Consider the following 12,159-nt stretch of genomic DNA (forward strand, 5'->3'; position numbering starts at 1 on the left):
TTAAAGCTCAATCCCTGACGGTTTTGCCAGCTGCACAATGACCCGGCGGTTTAACTGACGATTAATTTCGTTTTCATTCGATTTAATCGGTCGGTCCTCACCGTGCCCAACGGTTTTTATGCGATCAGCCGTTATCCCACGCTCAACAAAAAACGCCTGTATTTCTTTAGCTCGCTCTTCGGTTAACTCTTGGTTTGGCCCCCGCGCTCCGAGTGAGTCGGTGTAAGCATCGACAAGCACCAACTCAAGATCATTATCAACTTTCAGATAGTCGCTAATTTGCTTGAGCTTGCGCTGTGACGATATCGTCAGCTTTTCACTGCCATCTTCATGATTCAATACCGTGTAAGCAATGTCTTCAAAGCTAAACGGCAACAGTGCATTGACACAACTTAAAAAGTCGTCGTATTTGCTGCGAAAGTTCACCGAGGACAATGACACAGCAACCTGATCACGATTGTTGTACCAGTCGTCGTAGAAAAACGTTGGATAGCGCCCTTTTTCCAATTCACTCAACAGTGTCCAGGCCAGTTGCTTTTGTAACTCGCCATTAAACTGTTTATAGAGCTGCATAGAGCCAATTTGATAGCTCGCTTGCCCCGGCCGCCAGCGAGGTGGCACAGACTCAATGGCTGAAACATCATAGCTGTCAGGCAACTTTTTCATGTCCATTTTCATGCGTAAGTTCAGTTCTTTACTGGCTTCGCTTTGAAAACGAACTTTACCGTAGCGCGGAATTTCATGCTCTAACGCACACTCCAACCGACTGGCCTCGCTAAGTTGCCACGACGAGCTATCAAGGTCAGCACTGTAATGCCTAACTGCATTGGCGTTTGCCTGGCTCGTTGCCAGCAATACAGACGCTGCAGCCGCAGTTAACATCGGCCAGTTTTTCATAGGCACTCCGGTTTAAAATTCTAATACGCTTTTATCGGCATTTATTCGCTGCGCTTTAGAGTTTCTCTCAGCATTATCGATATATCTTTGGCATAATAGGCGCAAATTGAAATAACCAGCTAAATAACTAAAGGGTCTTTATGTCTGACACTTCTGAGTCGCTAATGAAGAAACGGTTTCGTGGCTATATGCCTGTCGTTGTGGACGTTGAAACCGCGGGTTTTAACGCAAAAACAGATGCCCTTTTAGAAATAGCGGCGGTACTGCTGGACTTCGATAGCGACGGCACTTTAAAGCCGGTTGACTCGGTGCATTATAACGTTGAACCTTTTGAAGGCGCTAACATAGAGCAAGCAGCTATCGATTTTAACGGTATTGACCCAGACAGCCCCCTGCGCGGCGCAGTCCCGGAGTCAGAGGCACTACGAGAAATGTTTAAGCCCATTAGAAAAGCGCAAAAAGCAGCGGGCTGTCAACGCTCAGTTCTGGTCGGTCATAACTCGAACTTTGACCATAGTTTTGTCATGGCTGCGGCTGAACGGGCCAATTTAAAACGTAATCCGTTTCACCCCTTTGTAAGCTTTGACACCACGTCTTTGGCTGCTCTGACACTAGGACAAACGGTGCTTATAAAAGCTTGTCAGGCTGCGGGAATTGAGTTTGATGGTAAACAGGCGCATTCCGCTCTCTATGACACTGAGCGCACAGCTGAATTATTCTGTTGGATGGTCAACCGCTGGAAAGATTTAGGTGGCTGGCCACTGGCTTCTAATGACTAGCTCAAAAACACAAAGGGAAAACAAAAAAGTCGCTCCGAAGAGCGACTTTTTTAATATCATTAAACGCTTATAGTTTGTCAGCGTTTTTAGACAGGTAAGAAGCAACGCCTTCTGCGTTTTCTTTCATGCCTTCTTTACCTTCTTCCCAACCTGCTGGGCAAACTTCACCGTGCTTCTGGTGGAAGTTCAATGCGTCAACCATACGCAGCATTTCGTCGATGTTACGACCTAATGGTAAGTCGTTAACAACCTGGTGACGAACCATACCGTCTTCGTCGATCAGGAATGAGCCACGGAACGCAACGCCTGCTTCTGGGTGTTCAACGTCATACGCTTTACAGATGCTGTGACGTACGTCAGCAACCAGTGGGTATTTCACCTGACCGATACCACCGTCGTCAGTTGACGTGTTACGCCATGCGTTGTGCGTAAATTGAGAATCGATAGAAACACCGATAACTTCTACGCCACGCTTGTTGAATTCTTCTAAACGCTTGTCAAAAGCGATTAGCTCAGAAGGACATACGAAAGTGAAGTCCAGTGGGTAGAAGAAAATAACTGCTTTTTTGCCTTTGATATGGTCAGACAGTTTGAAATCTTCAACAATTTCACCTGAGCCAAGTACCGCTGCTGCAGTAAAATCAGGTGCTTTACGACCTACTAATACAGACATTGATTCTCTCCATTTCAGTTAAAGTAAATGAAACCTTCACAATCGGTAATGGGGATACCCCAAGTCAAAAACAAGGGGGTCCGTCAAAACTTTTGACCGATTGCTTAATATTCGTTCAGCTATTTTACTCTGCTGAAGGTTCCGGATGGCGCTCTGCAACTTCTGTGATCAGTTGCTGCAACTCACCGTTTTGGAACATCTCAATGATAATATCACAACCACCGACTAATTCACCTTCAACCCAAAGCTGTGGGAAGGTTGGCCAGTTTGCGTACTTTGGCAGTTCCGCACGAATGTCTGGGTTCTGCAGAATATCAACATAAGCAAATGGCTGACCACAGCCCATTAATGCTTGTGATGCCTGTGACGAAAAGCCACAGCTTGGCAGTTTCGGCGAGCCTTTCATGTATAACAAAATAGGATTTTCTTCGATTTGCTGCTTAATTCTGTCAACCGTTTCCATAACACCTCTGCTCTAAATAATGGTTGATTAAAACACTCAAGTATTCTAGCACAGCAGAAAAGATTTGCCTAAATTGAAAGATTTCCTTGAAAAGCAATCTAACCAACCCTATATAACGTAGATACAAAGAACACAATTCGTCTTCTGGTGGCTCAGTAAATGGCCACCGGATACTAATTTGCCCTAAAAGAAAAACTACGGAGAGAGACTATGGCATTTGAACTACCCGCTCTTCCTTATGAGAAAAACGCTTTAGCGCCTCATATCTCAGAAGAGACTTTAGAATATCACTACGGCAAACACCACGCGACTTACGTCAACAAGCTGAACGACGCGGTAAAAGGGACTGACCTTGAAAACAAATCGTTAGAAGACATCATTAAGTCTGAGAAAGGTGGTTTGTTTAACAACGCAGCTCAAGTCTGGAACCATACGTTTTACTGGAATTGCTTAAGCCCTAACGGTGGCGGCGCTCCAACAGGTGCAGTTGCTGATGCTATCAACGACAAATGGGGCTCTTTCGAGAAGTTCCAGGAAGAGTTCAACGCAAGCGCTGCAGGCAACTTCGGCTCAGGCTGGACTTGGTTAGTGAAAAAATCTGACGGCTCTGTTGATATCCTGAATACGGATGACGCAGATACTCCAGTTGCACACGACGGTGTTGAAGCACTGTTAACTGTCGACGTATGGGAACACGCCTACTACATCGACTATCGCAATTCTCGTCCTAACTACTTAGAAGCGTTCTGGAAGTTAGTGAACTGGGACTTTGTGAACAAAAACTTAGGCTAATAGTACTGAGTTTTAATCATAAAAAAGGCGCCAATGGCGCCTTTTTTATTGCCTAGCTCTTAAAACCAAGGACGATGCCCTTTTAGAACCAAGGACGATGCCCTTTTAGAACCAAGGACGATGCCCTTTTAGAACCAAGGACGATGTCCCTGAACATAGGTTTCCTCGAATTCATCGTCGGGCTTAACGATATAAATAATGAATTCAATAAACGCGATAATACCAATGATGAATGATGGGATTCCCAGTAGGATAAAACCAAACAAGAACACCAACAGCATAATAACGCCTTCTTTGGTGTATCCCAGATAGAATTTATGGGCACCAAAAGCGCCTAAGAAAAAGGCCAAGACAGCGGCGGCAATTTTCTTCGACGATGTGCTGGTATTTGAAGCCGCAGAGTCAGGGTAAACCCCTTCCGCTTTATCACCAGTGACTGCAAAATCAACTTTTGCACCCGCTTTCGGCAGCTGGTTTCCTTTCCATTCTGAAATATCGAGAGTATAACGATTACCGTCTTCACCAGAGATAATGCCGCTACGGTTGCCTTCGTCAAAATCTAGTACTGATCCCTTCATTTTTTATTTTCCTTTTCGCTATTAGGTAGGTATCAACTACTAGGTTATAGAATTGTAAATAGCTAAGCAACGCAAAATTTTTAGCCATAAATAAAGCGCCTTTCAGGCGCTTTATTCGACTAGGTTATTGGGCATGTCGCCGCGCAGACTGTGCCATATTTCCGCAGACTCATAACCATAGCGGCGTACAAGGTTTACCGACTCGTTATAGTCGCCTTCTTCGGCGCAGTTCACTAAGTTTTCATAATAGTCTCGAGCCAGCTGACGAGCCTCGGGCGAGGAGAAGTAGTACTGCCCAATACGAGAATACAGACCTTTGAATCCGTTTAAGACGAGTACATAAATAGGATTTCCAGACGCCATCGCTAAATCATGGTTTAACTGGTAATCAAATTCAGCAAAGCTCTTTTCGTCATCCTCAAGCTCTTTGGCCGCTTCTATCAGCTCAATAACACGGGCTGGGTTATGGCGGATCGCAGCTCGAATATAAATTGCGCTAATGTTTGTACGCGCAGACAACAGCTGATCCACTAGCTCAGGCATGCCATCTTCGTCAAGACGAGCTAAGGTTTCCAGTATATTTAACCCGGAGGTTTCCCAGAAGTTATTCACCTTAGTCGGTTTGCCATGTTGAATGGTCAACCAACCATCACGAGCTAAGCGTTGCAGAACTTCGCGTAACGTCGTTCTAGTAACGCCAATTAGCTCCGATAATTCACGTTCTGCGGGTAAAATGGTTCCTGGCGCAAAATGCCCGTTCCAAATAGACTTAACGATATACTCTTCGGCAAATCCCGCCGGACTTTTGGCTTTTATAATCATTTTCCCGCCCAAATGCTGAATGATAGAGTGATTCTAGCAGCCTTATACGAGGTCGGACAAGATAACTTCAGCCTTTATATCGACATTCCCAAAGCATTTGGGTATGGTTTCATCGTTTTTACACTTTCTTAAGGAATAGAGTGATGCTGTCTATAGGTCAATGGCCGACCAAACCGTTTGCCTGGCTTCTTCTTTTTCTGGGGTGCGCTGCACTGTTAGGGGCTGCCTTGTACTTTCAGGCTGTATTAGGGCTTGAGCCTTGTGTTAAATGTGTCTATCAACGCATGGCTGTTGTCGGCATTGCGCTATCAGCCATTGTGGGACTCATAGGATCCGGTTTCGCCTTACTGCGCTGGGCCGGCCTGTTGGGATGGCTTTACAGCAGCTTTGAAGGCCTCCGTATTGCCTATGACCACTGGGACTTACAAACTTCTAAAAACGCTTTTTTCGCCGTCTGCGAAAGCGCGCCGAACTTTCCAGGTTGGGCACCTCTACACGAGTGGCTTCCGGGCCTTTTCGCCGCACCGGGGTTATGCGGTGATATCGACTGGCAGTGGCTTGGAATGGGTATGCCTGGCTGGATGACATTTATATTCGGCGGGTTACTCGTTATCGCGGTTATTGTCACTATCGCCCACTTTATTAGCTTATTTAAAAAACGTGACGGTTTAGTTCTTTATCATAAATAACCCTTAACTAAGGGGCCAGGTGACTATTCTGTCCTCTAAGTCCCCGTGGTACTCTGACTCGCTTATACAATGGCCGGCAACGCAATAGCCGGCCTTTTTCATTGCTTCTTTACTTCCGTCATGCCTTACCGGATGCCATTTGGGTAGTGGCTGTCCCTGTGCCCTTAGCCGATACGCACAGGTCGCCGGCATGAAGTAAACATCTTCAATGTTGTTCGGCGTTAACGTCACACAAGCAGGAACACGGCGGCTACGATTTGCATAGTCACTGCAACGGGCTGTTTCAGTATCGAGTAATTTACAGGCTACGTCGGTCGAGTAAAGGTTATCTTCTTCGTCGATCAACTGGTTGACGCAGCACTGTCCACAACCGTCACAGAGAGCCTCCCACTCAGCAGTGGTCAGCTCTTGCAAAGGCTTTTCATACCAAGCCATCAAACGTCCCATACTCAGTTCCGGCGATTACCGGGGGAAGCGGATACGGTCAGACAAGTAACCAACAGCGGCAACAAAGTAATGTGAACGGTTCCAGTGCATCAGTGCGTCATAATTCGCATAAGCCAGGTAAACACGGCCTTCTTTATCATCAGGAATGACGACTGACGCTTCAATGTCGTCTCGTTGAGGCAGTTCTGAACCATCGTATCGAGTAACACCTAAGTCGCCCCACTCACTGAGCTTTTTCTTCGTGTCCAGCCCAGACAAAGAGGTATCAAACCCTTCTGGTAGCTGCACCTGACGTCCCCAGGTGACGTCGTCACGCCAGCCGACCGAGCTCAAATAGTTAGCGGCAGAAGCAAACACGTCCGGGTAGCTGCCCCAAATATCCTTACGTCCATCGCCGTCATAATCCACCGCGTAATTCATAAAGGAGCTGGGCATAAACTGAGTTTGCCCCATAGCGCCTGCCCAGGAACCTTGCATTTTTTCTGGCGCAATATGCCCGTCCTGAATGATGGTTAATGCGTGCCAAAGCTGCTTCTTAAAGAAAGCTTCACGACGACCGTCAAATGCCAGTGTGGTCAATGCGGAAATCACGTCAAAGCCGCCCGTATAAGAGCCAAAGTTTGTTTCAATTCCCCACAAAGCGACGATAAAGCGTGGCTGAACACCAAACTCTTTACCTACTTTTTCCAGCAACTCTTTATGCTCTTCGTATTTCTCTAATGCCTTTTCTGCTTTCCATTCAGGTACTGCGCGAGGCAGATAAGTGTCCAGCGTCAATTTAAATTCCGGCTGGTTCTTATCAAGTTCAACGGCTCGCTCGTAATACTTTACTTTCGCAAAGGCCTTTTCCAGTGTTTCCTCGCTGTAATCATTGCCTCTGGCTTCGTCTTTTAACGCTTCAACATAGTCAGAAAACTTTTCTTCAACACTCTTCTCTTGTGCAGAGGCACTCACACTGACAAGTGCCAACGCCCCAATTAACGCACTACTCACGAATTTGATTAACATGAAATGTCCTCTTGCTTAGGTGGAAGCTGTAAATAAAAACCGTCACTGGCCAAGTGCTCAGTTAATTCTTTGACGCTCAAACGAGCCAGTTGTTCACGGGTTGTTAAATTTATGGTCAGTATTTTCTCTGCTTTACCGAAACTTTGCACAAGGGCATCCGGTAATTCACTGAAGTCTTCACCATGAGGAAGGTAAACATAGGTATCCGCTTTGCGGGAACTGCGATACACATCGCACAACATAAGTGTCTCCGACGCTATGACGTTACAATAGCCTTTAATTCTGCCCCAATTGACTCATTTCGCCAACCCGTCAGTAAGTCTGGTTGCGGCAAACGTTCCTGTTGCTGCGGCGAGTACTGCCAGAAAAAATTAATCAGCTCGTTTATTTGTTTGCGTGATGCCACTAATGAGACAGGCACATCAAGTGACTCAGCGAGCTCGGTCACTTTTTGCTTTATTGCTTTAAACGTTTCCTTGTAGCCAGGCATATCGTCTAATCGGCTTAAGGGCTTCAGCGATTTAGAAACTGCTTGCTCTTCAGCTTTTTTAATGACAGTAATCATTTCATTGCCGGAATACTTTTTTGATAACGGCGGTAAGTCACGAATGTGATTTAAATCGCTTTGTGATTTGGGTTTGTGTCTGGCCAGTTCTAACAATGCACCGTCTTTAGCGATAAATCCTAGAGGAATGTTTTTCTTTCTAGCCTTGTTCAACCGCCAACTCGCCAGCTCTTGTAAAATCGCTAACTGCTCATCATTGAGTTGCCAGGCATTACCAACTTGTAAATATAAAAGGTCGTCAGGAATACGAGTCGTTCGCTTGCGAACCTGAAGTACAGACTCTTCGTAGACGATATCTAAACAGCCCTTTTCTTCGCAAAGTGCTTTCAAATAAGGATACATAACAGCCAGATAGCTGGCATCAGCGGCAGCGTAATCCAGTTGTTCAGGGCTTAAAGGTCGTTTTAACCAGTTGGTCCGGGACAGGCTTTTGTCGAGCTCCACATTATCAAAGAGCTCACTGACTAAGCGTGCGTAGCCCATGGACTCGCCAATGCCACAAAACCCGGCAGCTATTTGGCTATCAAACACACGGCTTGGTTGAGCACCGCCACTTTCATGGAAAAACAGTTCAATGTCTTCGCCACCGGCGTGCAGAACGGTTTCAATGCTATCCGAAGAAATAAGCGACCATACTGGATCTAAATTAATATCAGCCAGCGGATCCACGATAACCGTGTCACCGCCCGCATGCATCTGTAACAGTCCAAGATTCGCGTAAAACGTCCGTTCTCGCACAAACTCAGAGTCGATCGCAAACCAACCCGCCTGACGAGCTTTAGAGCAGAAGTCGGCTAACTCATCGGTAGAAGAGATGAGCCGGTACTGACGCACCGACTCTGGAAGTTCAAGCTGCGTCAAGAGTTTTCCTCGTCACGAAGCTCTTTACGTAGAATTTTGCCGACATTCGATTTAGGCAGTTCATCCCGGAATTCGACAAGTTTTGGCACTTTATAAGCGGTCATGTTTTCGCGCGAAAAGTCGATAATCTCTCTTTCTGTTAGCGACTTATCTTTCGCTACAATAAACACTTTGACCACTTCGCCGGATGACTCATGGGGTACCCCAATCGCTGCTGACTCAAGCACCTTCGGATGATCAGCCAATACGTCTTCAATTTCATTAGGGTACACATTAAAGCCGGACACCAGAATCATGTCTTTCTTGCGATCTACAATTTTAAAGTAGCCGCGGTCGTCAACCGTCGCCATATCGCCAGTTGCAAACCAACCGTCTTTAATGGACTCGGCCGTATCTTCAGGGCGGTTCAAATACCCGACCATAACCTGAGGACCTTTTACTTCCAGCTCACCTGGCTCGCCCATCGGCACTTCTTCACGCGTTTCCGGATCAACAATACGAACGTCGGTACTAGGAACCGGTAAGCCGATACTGCCCGTGTAGTGCTCAATATCATAAGGGTTAACCGTGACAACCGGCGCACACTCGGTAAGGCCATAGCCTTCCAGAAGGCGTGATTTAGTCACCCGTTCCCATTCTTCCGCAACGGCTTTTTGTACCGCCATACCGCCGCCAAGCGCCACTTTCAGATTAGAGAAGTTAACATCTTTAAAGCCTTTCGTGTTTAGCAGACCATTAAATAATGTGTTAACCCCTGAGATCATTGAAAACGGATACTTATTCAACTCTTTCACAAAATTTGGCATGTCGCGCGGATTAGTAATTAGCACGTTTTTACCGCCGTGCTTAATGAAGGTCAGGCAGTTCGCCGTTAATGCGAAAATATGGTACAGCGGTAGCGCAGTAATAATCACTTCCTCACCATCGCTCATAATTGGCGTGACGCATGCGGAAACCTGCTCTAAGTTCGCAACCATATTGCGATGAGACAACATAGCACCTTTAGCGACCCCGGTGGTTCCGCCGGTGTACTGTAAAAACGCAATGTCGTCACCCGTCACTTCAAGACGCTGATATTCTGTCTGGGCACCTTTTGCCATTGCCTGATTCAGGCTAATGGTATTTTTGAGGTTGTGAGACGGCACCATTCGTTTAATGTGCTTAACCACAAAGTTGACGATAAACCGCTTAGGGAACGGCAGTTGATCACCAATTTGAGTGGTCACAACCACATCAAGCGGTGCCTCATCTTTTATTTTAGCGTAGGTGTGCGCAAAGTTTTCTAAAATAACCAGCGCTTTTGCCTGAGAATCAGTCAGCTGATGCTTTAACTCGCGTGGCGTGTATAAAGGGTTTACGTTCACCACCGACATGCCGGCGCGCAAAATACCGAATAAAGCAACAGGGTACTGCAACAGGTTTGGCATCATTACCGCAACCGCATCGCCTTTTTTCAAACCCTGACTTTGCAAGTAGGCGGCGAATTCGCGAGATTTTAGTCCCAATTCTTTGAAACTCATCTCTGAGTCCATATTTACGAATGCGGTTTTCTCGCCGTACTTCTCGATGGACTGTTCGAGAATATCAACCAGCGAAGAAAAATGATCCGGGTCAATAGTTTCCGGAACACCCGCTGGGTAGTTTTTCAGCCAAATCTTTTCCATAAAAGGCTCTGCCTCTCACTCTTAAATTTTATTTTGTTAACACTTTATCTTCGCATATCCGACCAGTTAATCCTAGTCATACAGCGCTGCTAACCGCTTGATTTTAGCAACTCAGCTATTTTTTCTGGTTGCTCCATATGAACATGATGTCCACCATTCAGTGTTATTAAGTTTAGATCAATGACCTGATGCTGCCATTTTTCAATGGCGCGTGATAAATTCTCATGGCCTTTGTCTCCCCTGACGACTTTCACAGGCATAGTCAGTCCCTGGAGCAGTTCATCGACAGCGGTGGAATGCAAACGATAAGGCGATACCGACTTAACTCTTGGGTCGGCGCGCCAGGAAAATGAATGGTCGGACGCTTTATGCAAGCCTCGATCAACCAGCAGCGCGACTAAGTCTCTGGAAAAGTCAGCCTGAGCAGCGCGCGCATCAATCGCTGCTTCTATCTCTGCATAGCCGCGCCAGCGACCGCTTCGTTTTTTATAACGACTCGAAAAGCCCTTTACTAACTGCTCTCTAGCATTCATTTCATCAGAAACCAGTAACCCGAAAGCTTCGACCAAAATAAGTTTGTCGACTTTTTCAGGACAAATAGAGGCAACGACATTGCTGACAAAGCCTCCCATAGAGTGACCGAGTATGGTCACAGGAGAATCAATATGATACGTGAGAATTTGCCAGAGGTCGTAGGCGTAATCGATAAAGTGATAATGACTTCCGGGCGGACGATGGTCACTGTGTCCGTGTCCCGCCCAATCGAGAGCGATTAAACCACCGTCGTCAAAGTTCCAGTGCTCAGCCAGCGGAAGAAAGCTATGGCAGTTGTCTAACCAGCCATGGGTTGCAATAGCCGTGACATTATTGGGGTCGCCCCAGCACAAACCCCGAACAACGCCCCACTCTAATTCATAGCTGACTGGTATCGCTTGCGCAGCCGTTGTCCGGAAACTCATTAAAATCAGTTACGTTCTTTTGCCGGTGTACCTGAATTGTCCTCTACTCGCACACGCACGGGTACCGGATAGCGGTAGGGATAGTACGGTGAATAGAAGTTATGGCGGAACCACAGCGGTGAGTAGTCAATTTCTACGTGGTTCTTTTGTGCTTTAGGCTTCCACAAATAGTGGTTATCCGCTTCGAGAACCGGATAAATGTATGTGTACTCATCAATTTTGCCCTGCTGAGTTTCACCAATCGTACCAACGAAGCTTATCGCACGACCTTTTTTATAGACTTCAGGGTCAATAAAACCATCAATAACCGCTAAGAAACGGCCATCACTGTCGTCACTCACTTCGGGGCGTCCCCAGCGCTGCAGCGGGAAGCTCACTACCTCAAATACCGTTTTATCTTCCGTATTGCGAACGTCAGCAATAACTCCACCCCAGCGGGCCGGTTGACCAACCACTTTATCCTGCTGAGCTTTTGCCTGCTTGTAAGCGACCAGCGCATCTTCATTACTGGTTTCCAACTCTGTCGGAACAGACGCACAGCCAGCTAGGCCAATAGCGAATAACAAACATGTCAGTAATCTCATAACAGACCTCTCTTTAGGCATAAACGTCGACACCAAACATTGACGCCACTTCTTCACGTTTTTCATTCAAAGCTACCGTTTGATAAGCACTTAACGCCTTTTGTGAGCGTTGAGGTGGTTCGTCATACATGGTGTTTAATGACTGCCAGCGCTCTGCTTGACGGCGGCTTTGTTTCGCATCAGGAACGACCTGCGGTAACTCCACAGCATTAGACACGGCGGCAGTTTTCTGCTGCTCGTTATCACGCTGCACCGTTTGTTGCGATGCCTGCTGCTGATTACTTAACGGCTGTACCGTTTGCGGATTTATCTGCACGTCAAAATTGGCTCATCTGTTATGTAAGACAGGATCTATTATGGCGAGTTCCTGAGCGTTCA

The 12,159-nt window shown here is 46.6% G+C and carries 16 protein-coding genes; 3 read left to right on the top strand and 13 right to left on the bottom strand.

Features of this window, described 5'->3' with window-relative positions:
* Positions 1–897 (bottom strand): flagellar protein MotY, encoded by an 897-nt coding sequence (locus UM402_RS08965; RefSeq protein WP_058578760.1) that lies wholly within the window; start codon positions 895–897, stop codon positions 1–3.
* Between the two features lie 140 nt (positions 898–1,037).
* Here UM402_RS08965 and rnt point away from each other — a divergent pair, with 140 nt between their 5' ends.
* On the top strand, positions 1,038–1,676 hold the full coding sequence (gene rnt, locus UM402_RS08970; RefSeq protein WP_058578759.1) for a ribonuclease T: 639 nt from the start codon (positions 1,038–1,040) through the stop codon (positions 1,674–1,676).
* A gap of 67 nt (positions 1,677–1,743) precedes the next feature.
* Here the strand turns inward: rnt and UM402_RS08975 are convergent, their stop codons facing one another.
* A complete protein-coding gene (locus UM402_RS08975) occupies positions 1,744–2,349 on the bottom strand; it encodes a peroxiredoxin (protein ID WP_053952564.1) in 606 nt (201 codons plus the stop codon).
* Positions 2,350–2,473: 124 nt separating this feature from the next.
* Entirely contained in the window at positions 2,474–2,812 is a 339-nt protein-coding gene (locus UM402_RS08980; RefSeq protein WP_053952565.1) for a Grx4 family monothiol glutaredoxin, read from the bottom strand.
* 210 nt (positions 2,813–3,022) lie between these two features.
* Between UM402_RS08980 and UM402_RS08985 the strand changes: the two genes are divergently transcribed.
* Positions 3,023–3,604 (top strand): superoxide dismutase, encoded by a 582-nt coding sequence (locus UM402_RS08985; protein ID WP_053952566.1) that lies wholly within the window; start codon positions 3,023–3,025, stop codon positions 3,602–3,604.
* 128 nt (positions 3,605–3,732) lie between these two features.
* Here the strand turns inward: UM402_RS08985 and UM402_RS08990 are convergent, their stop codons facing one another.
* The gene (locus UM402_RS08990; protein ID WP_053952567.1) at positions 3,733–4,182 is read right to left on the bottom strand and encodes a TM2 domain-containing protein; all 450 of its coding nucleotides are present in this window, start codon (positions 4,180–4,182) and stop codon (positions 3,733–3,735) included.
* Between the two features lie 111 nt (positions 4,183–4,293).
* A complete protein-coding gene (gene fadR / locus UM402_RS08995; protein WP_053952568.1) occupies positions 4,294–5,004 on the bottom strand; it encodes a fatty acid metabolism transcriptional regulator FadR in 711 nt (236 codons plus the stop codon).
* Between the two features lie 143 nt (positions 5,005–5,147).
* On the opposite strand from fadR, the gene dsbB reads away from it, so the two are divergent.
* Positions 5,148–5,693 (top strand): disulfide bond formation protein DsbB, encoded by a 546-nt coding sequence (gene dsbB / locus UM402_RS09000; protein ID WP_058578758.1) that lies wholly within the window; start codon positions 5,148–5,150, stop codon positions 5,691–5,693.
* Between the two features lie 3 nt (positions 5,694–5,696).
* On the opposite strand, the gene UM402_RS09005 is transcribed toward dsbB, so the two are convergent.
* The 8 genes from UM402_RS09005 to UM402_RS09040 all read right to left on the bottom strand — a co-directional run bounded on the left by UM402_RS09005 (position 5,697) and on the right by UM402_RS09040 (position 12,097).
* Positions 5,697–6,140: a YcgN family cysteine cluster protein gene (locus UM402_RS09005; protein WP_289117915.1), complete on the bottom strand. Its 444-nt coding sequence runs from the start codon at positions 6,138–6,140 to the stop codon at positions 5,697–5,699.
* A gap of 15 nt (positions 6,141–6,155) precedes the next feature.
* A complete protein-coding gene (locus tag UM402_RS09010; RefSeq protein ID WP_082343077.1) occupies positions 6,156–7,148 on the bottom strand; it encodes a lytic murein transglycosylase in 993 nt (330 codons plus the stop codon).
* Complete coding sequence (locus tag UM402_RS09015; protein ID WP_053952570.1) at positions 7,142–7,390, bottom strand: YcgL domain-containing protein; 249 nt, start codon at positions 7,388–7,390, stop codon at positions 7,142–7,144. The genes UM402_RS09010 and UM402_RS09015 overlap by 7 nt, the downstream gene beginning before the upstream one ends.
* A 14-nt stretch (positions 7,391–7,404) precedes the next feature.
* Entirely contained in the window at positions 7,405–8,574 is a 1,170-nt protein-coding gene (rnd, locus tag UM402_RS09020) for a ribonuclease D (protein WP_058578757.1), read from the bottom strand.
* Entirely contained in the window at positions 8,571–10,238 is a 1,668-nt protein-coding gene (gene fadD, locus UM402_RS09025) for a long-chain-fatty-acid--CoA ligase FadD (RefSeq protein WP_058578756.1), read from the bottom strand. The genes rnd and fadD overlap by 4 nt, the downstream gene beginning before the upstream one ends.
* 89 nt (positions 10,239–10,327) lie before the next feature.
* The gene (locus UM402_RS09030; protein ID WP_058578755.1) at positions 10,328–11,197 is read right to left on the bottom strand and encodes an alpha/beta fold hydrolase; all 870 of its coding nucleotides are present in this window, start codon (positions 11,195–11,197) and stop codon (positions 10,328–10,330) included.
* A 5-nt stretch (positions 11,198–11,202) separates the two neighbouring features.
* Positions 11,203–11,781, bottom strand: coding sequence for a Slp family lipoprotein (locus tag UM402_RS09035; protein ID WP_058578754.1), 579 nt, complete (start codon positions 11,779–11,781; stop codon positions 11,203–11,205).
* Positions 11,782–11,794: 13 nt separating this feature from the next.
* On the bottom strand, positions 11,795–12,097 hold the full coding sequence (locus tag UM402_RS09040; protein ID WP_058578753.1) for a hypothetical protein: 303 nt from the start codon (positions 12,095–12,097) through the stop codon (positions 11,795–11,797).
* Positions 12,098–12,159: the final 62 nt, after the last annotated feature.

The sequence above is a fragment of the Idiomarina sp. OXR-189 genome (assembly GCF_034373425.1).
Classification (GTDB): Bacteria; Pseudomonadota; Gammaproteobacteria; order Enterobacterales; family Alteromonadaceae; genus Idiomarina; species Idiomarina zobellii.